Source organism: Microcoleus sp. MON1_C1 (assembly GCF_036701945.1).
Taxonomy (GTDB): domain Bacteria; phylum Cyanobacteriota; class Cyanobacteriia; order Cyanobacteriales; family Microcoleaceae; genus Microcoleus.
In genome coordinates this window covers 53,461-75,435 of record NZ_JAUBRO010000008.1, presented here as the reverse complement: position 1 = coordinate 75,435, position 21,975 = coordinate 53,461, and the positions used below count along the sequence as shown (strand labels likewise).

At 46.0% G+C, this 21,975-nt stretch carries 15 protein-coding genes; 5 read left to right on the top strand and 10 right to left on the bottom strand.

What is annotated here, in order from left to right:
• Positions 1 to 64: 64 nt before the first annotated feature.
• From QUA62_RS06580 to QUA62_RS06565, 4 genes are all read right to left on the bottom strand, one after another.
• Positions 65 to 2,152, bottom strand: coding sequence for an acylase (locus QUA62_RS06580; RefSeq protein WP_333403140.1), 2,088 nt, complete (start codon positions 2,150 to 2,152; stop codon positions 65 to 67).
• A 368-nt stretch (positions 2,153 to 2,520) separates the two neighbouring features.
• On the bottom strand, positions 2,521 to 3,594 hold the full coding sequence (locus QUA62_RS06575; RefSeq protein ID WP_333403138.1) for a hypothetical protein: 1,074 nt from the start codon (positions 3,592 to 3,594) through the stop codon (positions 2,521 to 2,523).
• Between the two features lie 102 nt (positions 3,595 to 3,696).
• Complete coding sequence (locus QUA62_RS06570) at positions 3,697 to 4,704, bottom strand: TonB family protein (protein ID WP_333403136.1); 1,008 nt, start codon at positions 4,702 to 4,704, stop codon at positions 3,697 to 3,699.
• Positions 4,705 to 4,818: 114 nt separating this feature from the next.
• The gene (locus QUA62_RS06565) at positions 4,819 to 6,414 is read right to left on the bottom strand and encodes a TonB family protein (RefSeq protein ID WP_333403135.1); all 1,596 of its coding nucleotides are present in this window, start codon (positions 6,412 to 6,414) and stop codon (positions 4,819 to 4,821) included.
• 754 nt (positions 6,415 to 7,168) lie between these two features.
• Between QUA62_RS06565 and QUA62_RS06560 the strand changes: the two genes are divergently transcribed.
• Both QUA62_RS06560 and QUA62_RS06555 read left to right on the top strand, forming a co-directional pair.
• Positions 7,169 to 7,828 (top strand): MotA/TolQ/ExbB proton channel family protein, encoded by a 660-nt coding sequence (locus QUA62_RS06560; RefSeq protein WP_190732534.1) that lies wholly within the window; start codon positions 7,169 to 7,171, stop codon positions 7,826 to 7,828.
• Positions 7,812 to 8,213 (top strand): biopolymer transporter ExbD, encoded by a 402-nt coding sequence (locus QUA62_RS06555; protein ID WP_333403133.1) that lies wholly within the window; start codon positions 7,812 to 7,814, stop codon positions 8,211 to 8,213. Before QUA62_RS06560 ends, QUA62_RS06555 begins: the two co-directional genes overlap by 17 nt.
• 237 nt (positions 8,214 to 8,450) lie before the next feature.
• On the opposite strand, the gene hemL is transcribed toward QUA62_RS06555, so the two are convergent.
• The gene (gene hemL, locus QUA62_RS06550) at positions 8,451 to 9,749 is read right to left on the bottom strand and encodes a glutamate-1-semialdehyde 2,1-aminomutase (protein WP_333403131.1); all 1,299 of its coding nucleotides are present in this window, start codon (positions 9,747 to 9,749) and stop codon (positions 8,451 to 8,453) included.
• Between the two features lie 332 nt (positions 9,750 to 10,081).
• Between hemL and hisIE the strand changes: the two genes are divergently transcribed.
• Complete coding sequence (hisIE, locus tag QUA62_RS06545) at positions 10,082 to 10,732, top strand: bifunctional phosphoribosyl-AMP cyclohydrolase/phosphoribosyl-ATP diphosphatase HisIE (RefSeq protein ID WP_333403128.1); 651 nt, start codon at positions 10,082 to 10,084, stop codon at positions 10,730 to 10,732.
• A gap of 175 nt (positions 10,733 to 10,907) precedes the next feature.
• Here the strand turns inward: hisIE and QUA62_RS06540 are convergent, their stop codons facing one another.
• On the bottom strand, positions 10,908 to 12,164 hold the full coding sequence (locus tag QUA62_RS06540; protein WP_333403126.1) for an MFS transporter: 1,257 nt from the start codon (positions 12,162 to 12,164) through the stop codon (positions 10,908 to 10,910).
• 322 nt (positions 12,165 to 12,486) lie between these two features.
• Between QUA62_RS06540 and QUA62_RS06535 the strand changes: the two genes are divergently transcribed.
• Positions 12,487 to 12,993 (top strand): DUF4149 domain-containing protein, encoded by a 507-nt coding sequence (locus tag QUA62_RS06535; protein ID WP_190732542.1) that lies wholly within the window; start codon positions 12,487 to 12,489, stop codon positions 12,991 to 12,993.
• A 564-nt stretch (positions 12,994 to 13,557) separates the two neighbouring features.
• Here the strand turns inward: QUA62_RS06535 and QUA62_RS06530 are convergent.
• The 4 genes from QUA62_RS06530 to QUA62_RS06515 form a co-directional block, all read right to left on the bottom strand.
• The gene (locus QUA62_RS06530) at positions 13,558 to 13,851 is read right to left on the bottom strand and encodes a TMEM165/GDT1 family protein (RefSeq protein WP_333215345.1); all 294 of its coding nucleotides are present in this window, start codon (positions 13,849 to 13,851) and stop codon (positions 13,558 to 13,560) included.
• A 59-nt stretch (positions 13,852 to 13,910) separates the two neighbouring features.
• On the bottom strand, positions 13,911 to 14,378 hold the full coding sequence (locus QUA62_RS06525) for a TMEM165/GDT1 family protein (RefSeq protein WP_333215347.1): 468 nt from the start codon (positions 14,376 to 14,378) through the stop codon (positions 13,911 to 13,913).
• Positions 14,379 to 14,603: 225 nt separating this feature from the next.
• Positions 14,604 to 15,254 carry a uracil phosphoribosyltransferase gene (gene upp, locus QUA62_RS06520; protein ID WP_006635025.1) on the bottom strand — a complete coding sequence of 217 codons (651 nt, stop codon included), beginning with the start codon at positions 15,252 to 15,254 and terminating at the stop codon, positions 14,604 to 14,606.
• A 349-nt stretch (positions 15,255 to 15,603) separates the two neighbouring features.
• The gene (locus QUA62_RS06515) at positions 15,604 to 15,789 is read right to left on the bottom strand and encodes a hypothetical protein (RefSeq protein WP_333403124.1); all 186 of its coding nucleotides are present in this window, start codon (positions 15,787 to 15,789) and stop codon (positions 15,604 to 15,606) included.
• A 378-nt stretch (positions 15,790 to 16,167) separates the two neighbouring features.
• Between QUA62_RS06515 and QUA62_RS06510 the strand changes: the two genes are divergently transcribed.
• Positions 16,168 to 21,558 (top strand): AAA family ATPase, encoded by a 5,391-nt coding sequence (locus tag QUA62_RS06510; RefSeq protein WP_333403122.1) that lies wholly within the window; start codon positions 16,168 to 16,170, stop codon positions 21,556 to 21,558.
• Positions 21,559 to 21,975 lie beyond the last annotated feature (417 nt).

The following is a 21,975-nucleotide window of genomic DNA, read 5'->3' as shown; positions in this document are numbered from 1 at the left end:
CCTTCTTCCTTCTTCCTTCCATCCGTTACATCCCGTACATTGCTCGTTGCCGAACTTCCTTCTGCTATAGTTTTTGGCGCGAACTCAGGTGAGCTTCAATTTCCGATCGCGATCGCCATACAGGGCGCAATTGTTTGCGAGCAAAGAGCTGCAACTGATCGCCGGCGTGAGGCGAACCAGGTTGACTGGCGTTGCCGTAACTGTTTAGCGCCATCGCTTTCACCGGATTCGAGAACTCAATCGCAGCGACAAAAGAATCGCCCGCAACCGCTTGAAAGCGATCGTCCTTCCCAGGAGCGAACCATACTGAGCGAAATACACCCAAAGCACCGTCAGCTCCATTTGCAGGCAGATTCGCCTCCCCAGGCAATCGGAAGACTTCCCCCCATGCCACATCTAACGCGCCATAAGTTACCTCAACTTTGGTTGCTGTCGCTTCCAGCACCCGCACCGCCTCCGCAGGATTTGCCAACCCGTCTGGCGTCGTTAGCGGCGCATCTTCGCTCCAAGGTTTAGCGAATAACCGATCGGCATCCATCGCATTTTTCCAAAAGGCAAACAGCACCGCACCGCGACTGTCAGCATCGACTTTCCGATCCCAAGTGGCGAGAACTTCCGCAGCGCGGCGCGCTTTTTCACTGCCTTGCCGTGCGGCGGGAATTAAATCATCGAGGAGGCGATCGGCGAGTTCTACCTGAGTGGAATGTTTGTATTGCATCAATTCATTGAAAGAGATTTTGTCATCTTCTAAGAGCATTTTTGCCGATCGCTGCGATCGCAAATCCATCGGGCCGCGCGGTGCCATGTATGCGGGATATTTATCCGGTGCGATCGGGCTGGGAAACGTCGTTGTCCAAGGCGGATCGTTGGTATTTTGCAACCAACCGCTGGGCGGATCGACAACGCGCGGCAAATCCGCATAGGGATGATTTTTGCTCCACAAAGTCTCTGACGTATTGCCTGCGATCGTGCCTGACCAGTATTTAAAATCTCCTTTTTTGCGTATGGGGACTTGACCGTTAAACAAGTGCATGATATGCCCCTCACGATCGGCATACATGACGGTAAACATGGGAATTTCCAAGCGCTTTAAAGCGGCTTCAAATTCAGAAAAATTCCTGGCCCGCCCCATATCCCACCACTGCTGAAGGGCTGCTGATTTATCGAGTCCGACAACGCGCAGGGCGATCGCTTTGCCCTGTTTTTCTGTGACAATCGGCCCGTGAACAGAGCGGCGCACGACTAGAGATTCCGATCGCAAATTTCCATTCTTTTCTTTGACTTTTAAAACCTTCTCTTCTCTGTCAAATTTTCGCACTTCGCCATCGAAGCGATAGCCATCGTTAGCGAGGGGCAATTCATAGGCATCCCAGCCATCGTGAGTGTTGACAGTATGAGTCCATCCCAAATTGTCATTAAAGGCGATGGTTAATACAGGAAATCCGACAAGAGTCGCTCCGTAAGCGTTAATTTCTGGGCCAACCAGTTGTGCTTCGTACCATAAATATAAATCCGACCAAGGAAGGTGAGGATTTGCCAATAACATGGCATTGCCGCTTTCAGAGCGCGAAGGAGCGATCGCCCAACCATTAGAGCCTTTGGGGGTATCATTGTCAGCGATATCTTCAAGGTCCTCTGGATCGACTACAAAAGTAAAATTGATGACGCGTTGCGCGTGTGCCAATACATCTACCGGTTTGATGGGCAATGCTACCTTTAATTCTTGGGTGAGCGCCTCTGGGTGTTCTTTTGCATAGGCATTCATTCCGCCAACAAAAGCATCGATATAGTTGCGAAAAATGGGATTTTGTGATTCATACCACGCATTGGCACGATTAGGAATTCCCATCGTTTGCACCCAGCGATCGGATTCCAGATAATCTTCGCCCCAAAATTCGGCAGCTTGCCCGCGAGCTTGCCCGTAAAGACGCAAAATCAGATTACCGTGACTTTGCATTTGCGCCCACCCAAAAGCGTAGAAAAGGCTTTTAGTATTCTCTCCATAAATGTGTGGAATTCCATAGGTATCCCAAAGAATTTGAGTGCCGATTTCAGGCGAGGATTGAACCCCATTATTTAGAAGCAAAACTAAAATAAAACTCATCAATAACGAGACAATCCGGCGACCTTGTTTTTTTAGTTGTAGAAACACTGGAAATTAATTGGCTAGGGTTAAACTGAGACATAACAGCATTTTCAACAAGCTGCACGAACAAAACGCCGAGGATTTAAATTCCTTTTATGGAGAACAATGGAGAAAATTATACAAATCCGATGCCCAAAAACGTAATTTATCTACGTCTATCTGCCTCCATCTGCTGTTAAAAAAATAACACCTCTTCGAGACATCCAGAAAATCCGAAAAAACACCCTGTGTAAATCGGATGTGAAATTAAAAGCCCTCCGCTACGCTCACCAACTTGAAAAGCGCTATAAAACGCCCGTGTGTCGGCCCTAAAGCGCATTAATGCCATTGGTGAGGAGGAGGGGTAAACAAGTAGGGCGAGATAGGTTATAAGGTTATTTTTTAAGCTGCCCCTGTTGCCAAGTTCCCTCTACTTTCGTTCCATCTGCATATAGATAAGAACCTTGCCCGTGTTTCTGGCCGTTGAGGAATTCACCTTGATAGCGATCGCCATTGGCGTAAATACAGGTACCTTTGCCGTTGAACTGACCATCGCTAAATTCGCCTTCGCAGCGATCGCCATTAGCAAAAATAAAAACTCCTTTCCCGCTCATCTTACCCTTGACGAAAGTGCCTTTATAGCTATTCCCATTGGCGAACTCACGGACACCTTCACCACTAAATTCTCCATTGTCAAACGGCCCTTGATAACGTCCCCCTTCTTTAAAAGTAAGCACCCCCTGACCTTGAGTGTTGCCCTTGACAAACTCTCCTTCATAGCGGTTGCCGTTCTGATATTCGCGAACCCCTTTACCGTGAAACTGCCCTTCACTAAATTGCCCCTCATAACGACCTCCTTCAGCAAAGGTATAAATTCCCTGCCCGTGAGGCACATTATTCAGCAACTCTCCTTCGTAGCGGTTCTTATTAGCATATTGACACACGCCTTTGCCGTTAACTTTTCCTTCTTTAATATCTCCTTCGCATCGAGTGCCATTACTGAACGTAAAAGCCCCGCGACCGCTGGGAGAACCATTGGTAAAAGAGCCTTCGTAACGAATGCCGTTAGTTGAGGTAAAAGTTCCTGTACCGTCGAACTCACCGTTTTTAAAAGTGCCTTCGTAGCGGTTGCCGTTAGCAAATTCGCGGACACCTTGACCGTTGAATTCCCCATCCCCAAATTCTCCTTGGTATCGACCTTCTTCTTTAAAGGTATAGATGCCTTGACCGTGAGGTTTGCCGTTGAGAAATTGGCCTTCGTAGCGATCGCCGTTGGCATATTGACAACTGCCGGGGCCGCTGAGTTTTCCCTCACTCAATTCTCCCTCGCAACGTCCGCCATCGGGTAAAGTAATTACTCCTGCCATTGCGCTGCGAGGGTTGGCAAATAACAAAGCAATTCCCAAGTTGGAACCAAGTAATAGAACGAGTCCAACTCGCTGAAGTTTACTTAATATTGTTGACGACATTCCCAAATTCATAATTCACAAAAAATTCAACTTTTAACTTTGCTATTCCTTGGACGGTGCTATAGAATTCCCAGCCCAATTGCTAGAGTCTCAAAAAAATCCCTAGTCAGTGAGCCGGAAGATAATGACTATTCTTTCTCCTTGAATGCCACTCTTTGATGGGGTATATTTCCTTTCTTGTACTATTTTAATCGCTGCGCGATTGAACTCGTCGTGCTGGCTCGGAGTCAAAATCTTGATGTTGAATGTCTTACCGTTGGGGTCAATGTCACAAATGAGTTCCACTCTGCCTTCCCGCGGTGGTGTGCTGGCGGAGCTCGGATCTTCAGATCCACCGCAGCTAATGCAAGTGGCGGGAGGCGGGCCTTTCGGGCGCGAAGGGCTCCCCTCTCTTGCTGGATTGGTCGGTTTTGGTACCGACCCCGAACCGCTGCCAAATGGTTCTGAGGAACCGCCGCCGCCATTTCCACCTCCACCGGGTGATGAGTTCGATGCACTTCCTCCAGGGCTACCAGAGGAGGCACCGTGAAATTGCCCTTCCCTAAATTGCCCCTCATAACGGCCTCCTTCAGCAAAGGTATAAATTCCCTGCCCGTGAGGCACATTATTCAGCAACTCTCCTTCGTAGCGGTTCTTATTAGCATATTGACAGACGCCTTTGCCGTTAACTTTTCCTTCTTTAATATCTCCTTCGCAACGAGTGCCATTACTGAACGTAAAAGCCCCGCGACCGCTGGGAGAACCATTGGTAAAAGAGCCTTCGTAGCGCTTGCCGTTAGCAAATTCGCGGACACCTTGACCGTTGAATTCACCATCGGCAAATTCTCCTTGGTATCGACCTTCTTCTTTAAAAGTATAGATGCCTTGACCGTGAGGTTTGCCGTTGAGAAATTGGCCTTCGTAGCGATCGCCGTTGGCATATTGACAACTGCCGGGGCCGCTGAGTTTTCCCTCACTCAATTCTCCCTCGCAACGTCCGCCATCGGGTAAAGTAATTACTCCTGCCATTGCGCTGTGAGGGTTGGCAAACAACAAAGCAATTCCCAAGTTGGAACCAAGTAATAGAGCGAGTCCAACTCGCTGAAGTTTACTTAATATTGCTGACGACATTCCCAAATTCATAATTCACAAAAAATTCAACTTTTAACTTTGCTATTCCTTTTACTATTCCTTGGACGGTGCTATAGAATTTCCAGCCAAATTGCTAGAGTCTCAAAAAAATCCCTAGTCAGTGAGCAGGAAGGTAATGGTTATTCTTTCTCCTTGAATGCCACTCTCTGATGGGGCATATTTCCTTTCTTCTACTGTTTTCATCGCTGCGCGATTCAAGTCGTTGTATTTGCTAGGAGTCAAGATCTTGATGTTGACTGTCTTACCGTTGGGGTCAATGTCACAAATGAGTTCCACTTGGCCTTGGCGCCCTTCTTCTCTGGCTGCGCTCGGATAGTTAGGTTTACCGCAGCCACTAATGCAAGTGCCCCCAGGCGTGCCGGGAGCGCGCGAAGGACTCCCCCCTCTTCCTGGATTTGTCGGTTTTTGCCCTGACCCCGAACCGCTTCCAGAGCCTCCGCCTCCACGACCTCCGCCTCCAGAACCTCCGCCTCCAGAACCTCCGCCTCCAGGGCCTCCGCTTCCAGAGCCTCCGCTTCCAGAGCCTCCGCCTCCAGGGCCTCCGCCTCCAGAACCTGGTAAGCCAGCCGTCGCCGATCTTCCCAATCGCCCCGAACCATCCCCAAATGGCTCTGAGGAAGGTAGGTCGCCATTTTCGCTGGCGCCAGATGGTGAGTTCGAGGCACTTCCTCCAGGGCTTCCACCTCCAGGGCTTCCGCCTCCGGGGCCACCAGAGGCAAGGTTTCCTAAACCTCCGATCGCATTTCCAGAATTGCCACCGCCTCCTGGTCTAGTAGCTGTGACTGGCGACCCAGCCCCGGGCGATCGCTGTATGGGCCCGGAAGAAGGATTTAATGGCTCTGAGGAAGGTTCCCCGCTACCGGCTGAAGCAGATGGTGAGAGCGGGTTATTTTTTTCGGGGCTGTCGGAGGAGTTGGGATTTGCAGCATCTTTTGTAAAGTCTGTGGAACTTCCAGCACCCTTGGGGCGGGAGGCGGTAACGGGTGGTTCGCTTTTTGGAGGATCGGGCGAAGGGGTTTCGGGTTCCTGGGCGATCGGGGTTTTAGGAGTTTCTGGGGAATTGAAATCCTGTTGAGGTGGGGGGGAAGGCTCGATAGGAGTTGGTGGCGGAGTTTCCGTTAAGGGCAGCTCTTTCTTAATCTCTGGTGGTGGCGTTACCGCTACGGGTGGCTCCTTAATCGGCGGTGGCGTTACCGCTACGGGTGGCTCCTTAATCGGCGGTGGCGTTACCGCTACGGGTGGCTCCTCTGGAATTGGCGGTGGCGTTACCGCTACGGGTGGCTCCTCTGGAATCGGCGGGGGCGTTACCGCTACGGGTGGCTCCTCTGGAATCGGCGGGGGCGTTACCGCTACCGGCTGCTCCTCTGGAATCGGCGGTGGCGTTACCGCTACGGGTGGCTCCTCTGCGGGAGTTGGCTCTGGTGGCGGTTCTGGTTTGAACGTCTCAGGTGGGGGAGATACCTTTTCTGGAATAACTGGCTCTGGCTGGGTTTCCTCTACTTTGGGCTCATCAAGCACAACAACTTCAATGGGTTCCTCTGCAAATTCAGCAGGTTCGACCAAGTTGAGGCTCAACGGCAGCGCGACACCGTGCAGTAAGCTTGAGGCTAATAGACTGATCGCCAGAACTTTTTTGAGAGCTTCTTCTTGTTGTTCTCTTTGCGTCGCCGAAATATTTGAAAAACTCATGCCTTACGAATCTCCTTGATGGATGGGTTGGCAACGTCCTCGCTGGCTCCCCCACATAACCCGAAACAAGCTACCAACTGCGGGTTGAGCTTGCTATCACTGATGAACCTACCCATCCTATAAGAAGACTGTCACCCTGTTCAAGACTCTTGCAATTAATTTTCATTATTTTATTTGGATAGAGCAAGTAGACGCTACCAATCAGCATTTCCTTTGGGTGCGCCTACGTCGCTCTCGTGGGTGCTGTCAATTTTCTGATTCTGGCAGGGCAAGGTTTCAAAATGCCTTAAATGCAATACTGTAGCCCGTAATCTACCAACAAATTTCAACATTCTCAAGCTTTTCACAGGTGATTTTACATAAGCACTAAAAATTAATAAACTTATTTTAAATAAGAAAATATTATTTAATATTGTAAATGATGGCTTGACAAACACTGATATTTGTGGAAACCTAGTTGAGAATCTTTTAAATTATTGAAGATTATTGTCAAGTCCTAAGGCAAATCTTTAGCAAGCAAGCACTGGGAGAAAAATCGGTCGAGATCGCAGTAGAAGCATTTTGGGTAAAGACGAAGATAGTCACATACAGGTAATGCGTTTGTGCGATCGCGCGATCGCCTTTGAGTGAAACAATTCGCAGTCTGAATCACTTGTGCCGACTTGACGCAGAAACTCTACCAGCCTTCGATCGGGCTAATTGCACCATTAGGCAGCTTGCGATCACTCAACACAGCTAACGAGAATACAAACTAATGGATAATTTCATTTACATTTTTCGCGCTGGGGGCATTGTTTCTTGGCCGCTGCTTGCCTCGTCAATCGCAGCAGTCGCACTGATTTTAGAGCGTCTTGTCTTTTGGTTTAAAGTGAATCGGCGACAGCGGCGGGTCGTGCGGGAAGTGCTAAGACTTTACGGTCAAAACCCGGATTCCGCCATCAAAAAGTTACAAGTAAACGCTGATTTGCCGTTAGCCAGAATTTTTTTGGAAGCATTAGAATTAGACTCGCCCAACATCGAAGAATTTCGTTTGGTCTTAGAGAGTGCAGCTCAGGCAGAAATCCCCGTTTTGAAGCGATTCAATACAATATTTGACACCATTATCACCCTCTCCCCGCTATTTGGGTTGCTCGGAACAGTTTTGGGCTTAATTACCACCTTTGACTCCCTCAAACTGGGAGATGCTGCAGGCACCAATGCCGCGGGCGTTACCGGGGGGATTAGCGAAGCCCTCGTTTCTACGGCAATGGGGTTAGTAGTGGCAATCTTTACGCTCGTATTTGCTAATATGTTTCGTGGGTTTTACTTACAGCAGATAGCTTTTATGCAGGAAGCCGGAGGCCAGCTAGAGCTATTGTACCGTCACCACTACGAAAAACTACCAAGAGAATCTAACTATGCGCCTACCCGATGAACCTGATAGTATTCCCCAGATCAACATCGTGCCACTGATTGATGTAACCTTCGCCATATTGACGTTTTTCATTGTTTCCTCTTTGTCTTTATCCAAATCCGAGGGTCTACCCGTAAATTTACCGAAAGCAGCAACCTCTCAAGTTCAGGACTCGCCTGCTAAAATTACCGTCACCATTGATGCTCAGGGAAAATTAATGGTTGATAAAAAGTCAGTCAACTTAGAGCAGATTGAGAGTACAGTGCGACAGGTAATGGGGTCAAATCCGAACTCATTAATTGTGCTGAATGCGGATAAAAGCGTCAATCACGGAAATGTTGTGGAAGTTATGGATCGATTACGCCGAATTAAGGGAGCTAAGTTAGGGATTGCTACGGTAAAGTAGAGAGTTCCTATAATTACTAATTTGTAATTCCCTCACACCATTAAACAGGAATTACCCGGTGAAAATTTACTAAAAAAAGCCTGTAAGCCTGATTAAAAGGTAGTCCAGAATAGTCTCTACGATTCAGGACTTTATTTTATAAAGCAGTTAAAAATTAAAGTCCTTACTGCCAACAAACAGCAAGGACTTTAATTATTTATTCCTGAGTTTTAAGGACGAACATCCTTACTACACACGTTAAATACTTGCCATCACTTCACGCGCTGCTGCCAAAGTTCGATCGACATCTTCGTCAGTATGAGCCAAAGAAGTAAATCCCGCCTCAAACTGCGAAGGAGCCAGGTAAATTCCGTGTTCCAACATTCCCCGGTGAAAGCGGCTGAACTTCGTCAAATCCGACTTCTTCGCATCCTCGTAATTGTGAACCGGGCCAGCCGCAAAAAACAAGCCAAACATCCCGCTAATTTGCCCACCCCAAACCGCGTGTCCGGTTTCCTTAGCAATTTTTAGCAATCCGTCGGACAGTTTTTTGGTAATCTTATCCAACTGTTCGTAAGTGCCGGGTTTTTGCAGCAATTCCAAAGTCTTAATCCCAGCAGTCATCGCCAAAGGATTTCCCGAAAGCGTACCCGCTTGATACATCGGCCCAGCAGGAGCCACCATCCCCATAATATCCCGCCTTCCCCCGTAAGCTCCCACCGGCAAACCGCCACCGATAACTTTACCCAAAGTAGTCAAATCCGGGGTGACACCGAATCTTTCCTGAGCTCCGCCGTAGGCGATGCGGAAACCGGTCATTACTTCATCAAAAACTAACAAAGCACCGTTATCTTTAGTAATTTCCCGCAAACCTTCGAGAAAACCTGCATCCGGGGTAATAAAACCGGCATTCCCCACCACTGGTTCGAGAATTACGCCTGCTATTTCGCCGGGATTTTCGGCAAATAAAGCTTTGACTGCTTCTAAGTCATTGTAGGGAGCGTTGAGGGTATTGGCAGTAGTGGATTTCGGGACGCCCGGAGAGTCGGGAAGGCCCAGAGTTGCAACGCCGGAACCGGCTTTTACCAAGAACATATCGGCGTGTCCGTGATAGCAGCCTTCAAATTTAATCAGTTTATCGCGTCCGGTGAAAGCTCGCATCAGCCGCAAAACGGCCATACAGGCTTCGGTGCCAGAGTTGACAAATCGCACCATTTCAATGCTGGGAACGGCATCGATGACCATTTCGGCCAGTACGTTTTCCAACACCGATGGTGCGCCGAAACTCGTACCTTTTTCTAAAGATTCGTGCAGGGCTTTGATGACTTCCGGGTGGGCGTGGCCGCAGATGGCGGGGCCCCAAGTGCCTACATAGTCAATGTATTGGTTTTCGTCAACGTCCCAAATGTAGGCTCCTTTTACCCTGTCAAAGACGATGGGCTGTCCGCCTACGGATTTGAAGGCGCGCACGGGGGAACTGACGCCACCTGGCATCAACTTCTGGGCGGCGGCGAAAATTTCTTCGGATTTGGTCGTTTTCAAGGTTGTGGAAACCAATGTTTTCTCCTTAGTGAAGGTCTGTTGTTGGTAGGATACTTTTATAGCGACTTCAGGATAATGGTTAGGTCGATTCAAGGAAACTATGTTAATAGATTTTAAGGTACAAACCAATGAGTAGCAATAGTAGCTTGGGTTTTTCAGGCTTTGTAGCACCCGCATCGATCGCCCTAAAGTGTAATTTTTTGTAAAAGAGTTCTTGACAATTTACCCACCCCTTGCTCAATCTTCTCTCTTCTCTTCCTCTGCGTCCTCTGCGTTCTCTGCGGTTAATAAAAAAACAATCTCCGACAGGAAAGCGTTAATCTATATTACAAAGTTGAAATAAAATTATGTCTACTACTGATTTATCGAGTTTGAGCCGATCGATCCCAATTGAAAAGATTCGTTACGACGATCGCGGTTTAGTGCCTGCGATCGTCCAAGATTATTTGGACGGTACGGTGTTAATGATGGCCTGGATGAATCGCGAGTCGCTGCAAAAAACGCTCTCTACCGGGCAAACTTGGTTCTGGAGTCGTTCTCGTTGCGAATTGTGGCCAAAAGGCGCGACTTCGGGACACGTTCAAAATGTCAAAGGGCTGCGTTACGACTGCGATAGCGATGCTTTGCTGGTGACTGTCGAACAAGTCGGAGATATTGCTTGTCACACGGGAGAAAGAAGTTGTTTTCACCAAGTTGATGGGGAAATTTCACCGCCGCCAGGGGATATGTTATCTCAATTATTTGCGGTAATTTGCGATCGCCGCGACCATCCTAACGAAAGTTCTTATACTTGCAAGTTGTTCGAGGGCGGCGACAACAAGATTCTCAAGAAAATTGGCGAAGAGTCGGCGGAAGTTGTGATGGCTTGCAAAGATGACGACAAAGAGGGGATTGCTGGGGAAGTTGCGGATTTATTTTATCACGCTTTGGTTGCTTTGGCTCACCATCAAGTTGATTTAAGAGCAGTTTACCGCAAATTGGGCGATCGACGAAAATAAATTAGTTAGTTGACGGTTAACTGTTGACTGTTGACTGTTAATGCTAACAACTACAGTCTTGGACGCACGCGGGGTCACAAACCCGGTTTCTCTGAAAAATCGTGGTATCGAACCGAGAGATATTGACGCAGAAACCGGTTTTTTTTGGTCTTAGTCCTAAACGAACAACTGAATATTAGATTCTACTTTTCAACATTCGATCGAGCTTTTGCAAAATAAAAATAGCCGCGCCGACACTCAAAGCCAAACCCAACCAAAAATTATCCGCCGCCCATTTACCTCTATCCAAAGCCAAACCGCCCAGCGGCGGCCCGATTAAATAGCCGATCGCCCAACACTGAGAATTAACCGCCAAATACACGCCGCGTAAAGACTCTGGCGCTAAATCCACCACCAAAGCAGAAGCAAAAGGCGTATAAGCAACAGTCGCAACCGACAAAAAACTCAAGCCTAAAACAGCTAACAATAGATTGGCAGTTGCAGCCATTCCCGTCAAGCCGATCGCAATAAATCCCATTCCCCACAGCAGCGCAGAAATCATCAAAGCTTTTGGATGGGAAAATGGCCTCAAAGCTTTAACAACCGGCAGTTGCAAAGCCACAGTTAAAAACGTGCTAAAAGCAAACAAAACGGTAATTGTACCTGTTGAAAAACCTTTTTCCGTCCCCACCGCGACAAACTTGCTAAAGTAGAGCGGCATTGTGGTTTGGATTTGGGAAATATATAATGTGAACAGGGTATTTACTAAAGCATAAACTAGAAGACTGCGATCGCTCAGCGCCACCATCCAACCATTTTCCCGATTTTTTTTTCCTCTCTCCCCAGGATTAGCTGGTTTGTAGGTTTCGGCGATCGCGATCGCCACCACCGCAAACAGCACTAAAAACGAGATACCATCAATAATAAAGAGCGATCGATAGTTCCCCGTTAACTCAATCAACAAACCGCCCAAAATAATCCCAACTTGCAAACCCAAATTATCAGCAAGTCGCGTCAAAGCAAAAGCCTCCTGTCGCTGTTCACCCTCCGTTAAATCCGCCACCATCGTCTCGGTTGGAGGCCAATACAAACCCACCCCAAAACCCATCAGTAAATTGCCCGCAATTAAGCCAACGAAATCATTAGTCGCCGCCAGTACAAAAGAAGCCACAGCACAAATAACTGCCGCCAGCAATAAAGTTCGCCGCCTTCCCCAAAATTTTGAATCGCAAAAAGAACCGCCCAAAATTCTGCCGAATATTCCCGAAACAGAACCGCTACCCAAACCAATCCCAACAGCAGTAGCAGATAAACCGACGCGATCGACAAAAAATATCGGCGCGTAAAATAAAGTAAAACCGGTGCCACTTTGGGAGAGGAATCTGCCGGCAGCAAGAATCCAGACTTGAGGGGGGAGACGGGGCAACCAAGAGGATAATTGAAATTTAGGCATATACAGTTGAATTAGGAGTTATTTCTGGACGCAGAAACCGGGTTTTTTATAAAAAAAATACGTTACGGTGTTTAATCAGGGTCAACAACAGATGTCTTTGGCCGCAGTGCATAAGTCCTGTGAGTAATTATTAATTTATTCCGTACTTTTTCCGAATTAGTATTAGTTAACCGAAGTGATGACAAACATAAGTGAGCTTAACAATTCTTCAGGGTATGTTACACAAAAGTTACCATTAATTTAAAAATACTTAACAGAATTTTAGAAAAAAGTTAGTTAAACTCTAGAAAAGGCAGAAGAAAATTTTAGAGGGTCGAATTATATGACAGCTATTACAACATCAAGAGTGGAATCAATCAAACCGCGCTGGCAAGCAATTGTCATGGTGGCCCTAATTTTTTGGCTCAGCGTTAGCCTGATTTTGGATCTAGTCATTATGCCCAGTCTCTACGTATCTGGCATGATGACATCTCCCGAGTTTACAACGGCTGGGAATTTAATGTTCTGGGGATTCAACCGGGTTGAGTTAATCTGTTCGGGCCTGGTGGCAACGGGTTTGATGGTTTTGAGCAATTTAGTCGGTGACTTCGGCAAGCGCAGCCGCACAGCAATTTTATTATCATTGGTACTTCTGGCGATCGCCCTGATTGACACCTACGGCCTGACACCCCAAATGAGTGCCCTAGGAATCCAGCTAAATCTGTTCGGTGAGACAGCAGAAGTGCCCGCCGGGATGAATCTACTGCACCAAGGCTATTTTGCATTGGAAGCGCTGAAGTTGGGTGTCGCCGGTACGCTGCTGGGCTGGTGCTACCAAAACCAAGTTTAATCGACACGAGACTCAGATGTTGAGTGCAGAAAAAAAACTCAACCAGCAGCGGGGGGCGTGAATTCACGCCCCCCGCTAATTTTTAAAATTTTAACGCGATCGTAAACTAGGCTTGAAATGCACCTGCGTTGCATGTGCGGTTTCCCTATCAATCAAACATTTATCCCATAATATGAAATCTGTTAGCATCGTCAGGCGTAAAATCCAGTCAACAGTCAAAAATCACTGAGGGTGCAACCGGAATTGATAGAAGTCATCTGCGTTAATCTGTGTAAATCTGTCCTCATCGGCGGTTAAAAAAAGAGAATGTATTAACCGCAGATGACAATGGATTGACGCTAATTCACGCAGAGGTCGAGAAGAGAGATAGGAATAATTCCGATGCTAACAGATTTGATATAACTATACTGTCAAGCTTCCTGACCCGCCCAAAAACGGATACTTGCCAACGACTCCTGTTGTGGAGAACTCAAAATTTTAGACTCTTGTTCAAACTCCCAGATTCATCTGTGGAGTAAATCTAAAATCTAAAATCTAAAATCTAAAATCGACCGATGGCACGCCCTACTCGGATGCTTCCGGTAAATCTGTTTTTGGCCACAGCAAACGCAAGCCCATCACCGCAAATCCGATCGCTGCGAGTCCCTTTACCAGTCGTTCCGGCAACACCTCTGCGGTGCTGAAGCCGATCGCCACCCCGATCAAACTCGCCAGCAGCAGCGCCGACGCCGTACCGAAAAATACAGCCCGCGGCGAGTTACAACTACTGCCCAGGGCGATAACAGCTAATTGACTTTTGTCTCCCAATTCTGACAAAAACACTGTAATAAAACTGATTCCCAAAAGTTGCCAGTCCATGTTTTTTTAGTTCTTAGTTAGCTATTGTAGAAATCAACGACTTACCGACAGGCAGACAATTAACCCAGCACTTCCCACAGTAGAATCGCCGAAATCCCCAGCAAAATCACTCCGGCTGCTCTCTCCAAAGTTCTCGGAGCAATCCGACTAGCCAGCCACCTTCCCAGCAAAACCCCCAGCAAACTGGTTGCTATCAAAGCCGAACCCGCACCCGCAAACACGATCCAAGGATTTCGGGATTCAGCCGTCATTAGCAAAATCGCAAGCTGAGTTTTGTCTCCTATTTCAGCTAAAAAAATAGTTGCAAAAGTCGAAGCAAAAACTGCCCAGTGCTTCGACTTCAGTTTCTTTTGTTCCTGACAAATATCGGGATTTACAGTCCCTGAGAGTTCAGCGGGCTCCGGGGTTAAAGCAGCACAAATATCAGTAACCTCTTTTATTTGTAGTTGTACCTGTTGTGGCAAATCATAATTGAGGTTTACTGAGTCAGAAGCAGACAAGCTTGGCGGAACAGAATCAAGTTTCACGGGCAATGAGTGCTAAAAGCTATTTATTTTTGACTTGTACTTTTGATTCTAACTCTCTCTGTGCCTGCTTTTACCAAACCAGGGTCATCTTTTTCCCCCGAGATTTCAGCAACTGATTCCTGGAACCACTCACCGCACCCACAAAGGGATACAAGCCCCCAGATTTATCTGTCGAGTCAATCTAAAATCTAAAATCTAAAATCTAAAATTGACTGACTGACTTGTTCATGTGCCGTAAGTTCGATCGCCCGCATCTCCCAAACCAGGTACAATAAAGCCTTGTTCGTTGACTATTTCGTCGATCGTTGCCGTGTAAATCATCAAACTCGGGTACTCTGCACTCAGCCTCTTCAAAGCCGGAGGAGCAGCCACCACAGAGATAATCCGAATCAAGCTCGGGTCAATTCCCCGCTTCGTCAATTCCTGCATTGTCGCTATAATCGTGCCGCCAGTCGCCAGCATCGGCTCGCTAATTATCACCCGCGTTTCCGGGTTAAACTGTGCCGGCAATTTGTTCAAATAACAAGTCGGTTGCAGCGTCTCCTCATTTCTTGCCATGCCGAGGTGGTAAACCGAAGCCAGCGGTACAACCGTCTGAATTCCTTCGAGCAGTGCCAAACCCGCCCGCAAAATCGGTACCACAACTAACGGAGCTTCCGGGTTGATAAAAGTCGCCGGACATTCGCCCACAGGGGTCTGCACCGTCGTTTCCACTGTCGGCAGCCACTCTCGAATTGCCTCGTAAGCCAGCCACCTTCCCAATTCTGTCATTGCAGAACGAAAAAGTACCGAGGGGGTGGCGGCGTCGCGGGCAACAGCCAGCCAGTGTTTAATTAATGGATGCGGGGGAACGTAAACGCGCAGTTGCAGGGACATTAGAAAATTGGGGAGATTGCTAGGTTTGAGGCATTTTATGCTGCGGTCGATCTTCTTCGAGGGCTTCGCCAACGGGCGATCGATCGCTCTGTGCAACTTATCACATCCTTGAGGGCGCATACAAGCCAGAGATTGAGAATCGACATCTTGCACTATTTTTAAGATTGCCGTCACAGGCTCAAACCTCCGCCGAGATCCCGGACTATTGCAACAAGCACCAGCCATCGCTTCGAACTGACATCTTGCACCATTGTTAATAAGTTGAGGGGGCGAGAAGGAAGGTAAAAGCTAGACAGGAAAAGCTGTTCAAGCAACACACCCCTGAAAAAAATGGAGAAAAAAACTGTGCTTATTGAGAACGCAGAGAGCCATCTTCTCTGACTTCTAAGCTGACTTGGGGGGCTATAACGGTCATATCGCCACCAAAGATGCTGGGATCTTCTGTCGAAGTGAAATTTTCCATTGGTGTATCGCTGCTACCCAAACGCGCGATCGCCATCGGTGGTAGAAAGAACACCTCTAAAATTGTATCCATCAACAACTCCCCGAAGATACCCGTTCAGTTTGAGCCTTGTACTGATTTTTAAATCGCACCCATTAATTTATCTGCGTGCCAACAATATTACTCATACAAGTTATTAGTCCCCTCGTTCGAGCAAGGAAATTTATGAATAGTTAATATATTATAATAAATCCCAATAAGACTTAATATTGGGACTCTCAATTTTATTTGTAAACTTACTAAATAAAGGATAAGGTTAATGTAATTCAATTAAGTTGCAAGATTCATTCTTCTATCTATGCTCAAAAGTAGCCAAATATACAATACTGATACAGCCGTAAAGTCGATGTATGATGTAGATCGCTAAGCCAAGAATTAAAAATTGTAAATTACCACCAATATCGAGTGAAAATGACAACTCTAAAAATTCCTGGCTATTACATCACCGAACAAATTTACAATGGTAACAGAACCCAAGTTTACCTAGGGGTTAAAGAGTTAGACAGTCAACCAGTTGCCATCAAACTGCTTCAGTCGGAATATCCAACATTCACCGAACTGGTACAGTTCCGCAATCAATACACAATTGCCAAAAATCTCGACTTTCCGGGAATTGTCAAACATTTAAGCTTGGAAAACTATCGAAATGGTTTTGCTCTGATAATGGAGGATTATGGTGGCATTTCCCTGGCTAACTACCTGACTTCCCCGGTTCTTGAAAAAACAGGAAAAATAACCGATAACCTCGCTAACTTTTTTGACATAGCTCTTCAAATTGTCACGACGTTAGAAGGACTTTATCGCTGCCGAATTATTCATAAAGATATTAAACCCCAGAATATTTTAATTAACCCTCAAACTAAACAAGTCAAACTGATTGACTTCAGCATTTCCTCGCTTTTACCCAGAGAAAGCCAAGAAATTCAAAACCCCAATCAGTTAGAAGGAACCCTCGCTTATATCTCCCCGGAACAAACAGGACGCATGAATCGGGGGATTGACTATCGTACAGACTTTTACTCTTTGGGTGTAACTTTTTACGAAATGCTAGCGGGTCAGTTGCCTTTTCGATCAACAGACTCGATGGAATTAGTTCACTGTCATATTGCCCGTCAAGCCATTCCCCCCATTGCAGTAAATCCCGCCATCCCCCAAATTTTAAATGACATCGTAATGAAATTGATCGCAAAAACCGCTGAAGACCGCTATCAAACAGCTTTTGGGATTAAATACGATTTAGAAAAGTGTTTGGAACAGTACGCAGCTAGCGGTAAGATTGCACCCTTTGAATTAGGAAAAAGGGACATTTCCGAACGCTTCGTTATCCCAGAAAAACTTTACGGCAGAGAAACAGAAGTAGAAACGCTTTTATCAGCATTTGAACGCATCAGTTCTGGCAATTCAGAAATCATGCTAGTAGCAGGATTTTCCGGCATTGGTAAAACTGCCGTTGTCAATGAAGTTCACAAACCCATTGTCCGCCAACGCGGTTATTTTATTAAAGGAAAATTCGACCAATTTAATCGCAATATTCCCTTTTGGGCCTGGGTACAAGCTCTGCAAAATTTAATGCGACAACTGCTGACTGAAACTGCGGCTGTTGTGCAGAAATGGAAAGCTAAAATCTTAGCCGCTTTAGGAGAAAACGGCCAAGTCATTATTGAGGTAATCCCCGAACTAGAACTGCTGATTGGCAAGCAACCACCCGCCCCCGAACTAGAAGGAAGTGCGGCTCAAAATCGCTTCAATTTGCTGTTTCAAAAGTTTATCCGAGTCTTCGCGACTCAAGAACATCCTTTAGTGATTTTCTTAGATGATTTACAGTGGGCAGATTCAGCTTCTTTGAAGTTGATGCAATTGCTTTTAAGCGATGGGGATACCCGTTGTCTGTTGCTAATAGGAGCTTATCGAGACAGCGAAGTTTCTCCCGCACATCCACTGATGCTGACGTTAGATGAAATTAAGGAAACTAATGCGACGGTTAATCAAATTACCTTAGCACCTTTAGACCAACCTTCCTTAAACTGCCTCATTGCCGATACTCTGAGTTGTCCGCCCGAGCGAGCAATTTCTTTAACAGAACTGGTACTCGTAAAAACCAAAGGCAATCCTTTCTTTACGAATCAATTCCTCAAATCGATTTACGAAGATGGATTAATATCGTTTGATTTTAGCTGCAACTATTGGCAGTGCGATATTGCACAAGTTAAGACAATTTCCGTCAGCGATGATGTTGTCGAGTTTATGGCAACACAGTTGCAGAAACTGCCGGAAAATACTCAAACAGTATTGAAATTAGCAGCTTGCATCGGCAACACTTTTGACCTCGCTACCCTAGCAATTGTCCGCGAAAAATCCCAAGCCGAGACAGCGGCTGACTTATGGAAAGCTTTGCAAGAAGGTCTAGTTATTCCGATTAGCGAAGTTTACAAATTTTTCCAAGATGATTCCTCGATCACGAGTCAAGAGAATGTAGAACTGACAGTTCCTTACAAATTTCTCCACGATCGAGTGCAGCAAGCGGCTTATTTTCTAATTCCCGAAGACCAAAAACAATCAACTCACCTGAAAATGGGACGGCTGCTGTTGGCAAATACCCCCGAAACAGAACGGGAAGAGAAAATTTTTGATCTTGTTAACCAGTTGAATATTGCCGTCGATTTAATTGACAGTCAAACAGAACAAGAAGAACTGGTGCAGTTAAATTTAGTTGCGGGACGTAAAGCCAAAGCTTCTACAGCTTATGCGGCCGCGCTCGGTTATTTAGCTGTAGGCATGAAACTGCTAACGGCAGATAGCTGGCAAACGAATTACGATCCAACGCTGGCACTGTATGAATTAGCCACTGAGTCAGCCTATTTGGGGGGTAACTTCGAGCAGATGGAGGTGTGGTCAGCACTTGTTTTGAACGAAGCTAAAACTTTGCTAGATAAAGTGAAAGTTTATGAAGTCAAAATTCAAGCATACATGGCGCAAACCCGAGGTTTAGACGCCGTGAGAACGGGGCTACAAGTGCTGAAGCTTTTGGGGATAGATTTTCCAGAAAATACCCAACCATCAGATATTCAGCAAGCAATGGTGGAAACGAGAGAAAATTTGGGTTCTCGCCCAATCGAGGACTTGATTAACTTGCCAGCGATGACCGACCCAGAAAAATTGGCAGCGATGCAAATTCTTTCAAGTTTATCTTCTGCTACCTATATTTCTGCGCCTCAAATGTATCCGCTGACGGTGTGCCATCGGGTGAATTTATCTCTGCAATATGGCAATGCTGCTTGGTCGGCTTTTGCTTATGCCACCTATGGATTAATTATGTGCGGCGTCGTGGGAGATATTGAATTGGGTTACCAATTTGGTCTTTTAGCTTTAACAGTGGCTTCGGAGTTCAACGTTAAGGAAATTAAGCCAAAAACATTCTTTATTTTTGGTGGTATGGTCGCCCATTGGAAAGAACCAGTCCGCAAAACATTAAAACCTTTGCTGGAGAGTTACCAAATTGGATTGGAAACTGGAGATTTAGAATTTGCGGCTTACAGTGCCTGTTACGCCTGTAACCATTTATATTTTGCTGGGGCGGAACTAACTGAATTAGAACGCGAAATGGCGTCTTACAGTCACGCCCTCAAACAACTAAAACAAATTGCCTCGTTTAATTATAATGAGATTTTTCGGCAGGCAGTGCTTAACTTATTAGGTGAGTCGGAAAATCCCTGCCTTTTAGTGGGTGAAGCTTATGACGAAGTAGAATTACTATCGCAACATTTAGAAGGCAACGACAGAAACGGATTGCACTATTTGTATTTAAACAAGCTGATGCTCTGTTATCTATTTGAGGAATTGCCGCAAGCGATCGCAAATACTGCCAAGGCAGAGGAATATATTGATAGCGCGATCGCTCTTCTTTGCGTACCCCTATTCCATTTCTACGACTCCCTGGTACAGCTAGCGATTTGGACTGATTCATCCACAAGCGATCGCGAGCTAATTTTAGAAAAAGTAGCACACAATCAGCAAAAACTCAAGACCTGGGCTGAACACGCGCCGATGAATCACTTGCATAAATCTTATCTGGTGGAAGCAGAACGGCATCGGGTTCTGGGTGAAAATGTGGAAGCAATGGATGATTACGATCGCGCTATTTCCATCGCCAAAGAAAACGAGTACGTCAATGAAGAAGCAATCGCCAACGAACTTGCCGCCAAATTTTACTTAGCTTGGGGCAAAGAAACCATTGCTCAAACCTACATTGTAGCAGCTTATTACGCTTACTCTCGCTGGGGAGCTAAAGCAAAAATTGAAGATTTAGAAAAACGCTATCCTCAATTACTCGCCCCTATTTTTACTAGAAATCCAGGCGCGCAATTGGGCGATACAGTAACTCTGACGACTCATGAAATCGCCGCGCTAAAAGTTACAACTAGCACTGGTACAGGTATTTCATCAGCTCTAGATTTAACAACAGTCATCGAAGCCTCTCAAGTCATATCTGGAGAAATTAATCTCGATCAGTTAATCTCAACTTTAATGAACGTCGTGATGGAGAATGCAGGAGCAACAGGCGGCGCTCTGATTTTAGAACAATCGGGTGAATTATTTATCACCGCTCAATCGCTTGGTAGCGAGTGTCACTTGCAATCTATCTTAGTTGACAGCAGCCAAGAGATTCCGGTATCAATCGTTAATTATGTTTGGCGCACGGCTGAAACTCTAGTAATTAATGATGCAACTAAGGAAGCTAATTGGGCTGCCGAGCCTTATATTATCCAGCGTCATCCTAAATCGCTACTGTGTCTCCCCATTCAACATCAAGGAATTTGCCGTGGCATTCTTTATTTAGAAAATAATTTAACCGAGGCTGCATTTACAGCCGACAGATTGGAACTTTTAAAAGTATTATCTGCTCAAGCTGCTATTTCGATTGAAAATGCTCGCCTCTATCAAAGTTTAGAAGAAAAAGTGCAACAGCGCACGGCTCAACTAGGTGATTCCAACCGCCAACTCGCTCTTGCCTATGAAGAAATTACTGCGCTCAACTCACGCTTGAAAAAAGAGAATATCCGCTTAAGTGCCGAATTAGATGTAGCGAGACAACTGCAACAAATGGTATTGCCAAAATCATCAGAAATGGAGGCAATTGAAGACTTGGAAATTGCTGTTTTTATGGAACCAGCAGATGAAGTGGGTGGCGACTACTACGACGTGCTATCTAAGAAGGGCAAAGTCTATTTCAGCATCGGCGATGTTACGGGACACGGGTTAGAAAGTGGTGTGATAATGATTATGGCACAAACCGCTGTCCGAACGCTTCAAGAAAGTAATGAAACAGACCCGGTGAGGTTTATGGATGTGCTCAATCGAACCCTTTACGGCAATCTCCAGCGGATGAATTCTGGAAAAAATATGACATTGGCATTATTAGAGTATCAAGATAGCATCCTCAATATCAGCGGTCAACATGAAGAGATAATAGTGGTGCGTACTGATAGCAGCGTCGAGCGGATAGATACAATATCTCTGGGTTTCCCGATTGGTTTGGATGTGGAGATTGCTGATTTTGTTGCCCAAACTCAAGTGTTGCTGAATCCGGGAGATGTAGTGGTGCTTTATACCGATGGGATTACTGAAGCTTTCGATATTAATCGAAAACTTTACGGTTTGGAGAGACTGTGCGAAGTCATATCCAGAAATCACCACCTAGGGGTAGAGGAAATTCGGCAAGTCGTAATTGAAGATGTGCGGCGGCATATTGGCGAGCAAAAAGTTTTTGATGATATTGCCTTGGTGGTGTTGAAACAAAAGTAGAGGAGATTGTTTTTTGGGAGTAATTAGGGCTTGCTGAATAAGTTAGAAAAAATCACTCGTAGCAATTGATTAGTTTTTCAAGTTCGGCCAAACATAATTTTTTATTGCCTATAGCTTGCCCCACTGGGGGGGGTGACCACCCCGTTAGAAGCTAGATAAGGTAAGGCGTTGACCCACTTGTGGTAAAAAAAAATAGGCCGGTTCAAAGTACCGACAACTTATCACAAATTATGTTACCTCTATTTTATCAGACGCCTCTCCAACAACACTTAACTCGTACTCAGTTTTTAGTATTAAGTATCCTACTCAATCTGCTGCAATCGGAAAGACAAGTTAAGTTGGAGCAATTAGCCCTCTGGTTTCCCTACCCGATTACCGCCCTTTGCCGGCGTCGGAAATTACAAAGGTTCTTGAATT

What these genes read in the sequence shown, in the direction of transcription:
- QUA62_RS06535 (WP_190732542.1), top strand. Translation starts at nt 12,487, where the DNA reads ATGACAGCTATTACAACATCAAGAGTGGAATCAATCAAACCGCGCTGG.
- QUA62_RS06570 (WP_333403136.1), bottom strand. Translation starts at nt 4,704, where the DNA reads ATGTCGTCAGCAATATTAAGTAAACTTCAGCGAGTTGGACTCGCTCTA.
- QUA62_RS06530 (WP_333215345.1), bottom strand. Translation starts at nt 13,851, where the DNA reads ATGGACTGGCAACTTTTGGGAATCAGTTTTATTACAGTGTTTTTGTCA.
- upp (WP_006635025.1), bottom strand. Translation starts at nt 15,254, where the DNA reads ATGTCCCTGCAACTGCGCGTTTACGTTCCCCCGCATCCATTAATTAAA.
- QUA62_RS06575 (WP_333403138.1), bottom strand. Translation starts at nt 3,594, where the DNA reads ATGTCGTCAACAATATTAAGTAAACTTCAGCGAGTTGGACTCGTTCTA.
- QUA62_RS06565 (WP_333403135.1), bottom strand. Translation starts at nt 6,414, where the DNA reads ATGAGTTTTTCAAATATTTCGGCGACGCAAAGAGAACAACAAGAAGAA.
- QUA62_RS06560 (WP_190732534.1), top strand. Translation starts at nt 7,169, where the DNA reads ATGGATAATTTCATTTACATTTTTCGCGCTGGGGGCATTGTTTCTTGG.
- QUA62_RS06515 (WP_333403124.1), bottom strand. Translation starts at nt 15,789, where the DNA reads ATGGATACAATTTTAGAGGTGTTCTTTCTACCACCGATGGCGATCGCG.
- QUA62_RS06555 (WP_333403133.1), top strand. Translation starts at nt 7,812, where the DNA reads ATGCGCCTACCCGATGAACCTGATAGTATTCCCCAGATCAACATCGTG.
- QUA62_RS06540 (WP_333403126.1), bottom strand. Translation starts at nt 12,164, where the DNA reads ATGCCTAAATTTCAATTATCCTCTTGGTTGCCCCGTCTCCCCCCTCAA.
- QUA62_RS06510 (WP_333403122.1), top strand. Translation starts at nt 16,168, where the DNA reads ATGACAACTCTAAAAATTCCTGGCTATTACATCACCGAACAAATTTAC.
- hisIE (WP_333403128.1), top strand. Translation starts at nt 10,082, where the DNA reads ATGTCTACTACTGATTTATCGAGTTTGAGCCGATCGATCCCAATTGAA.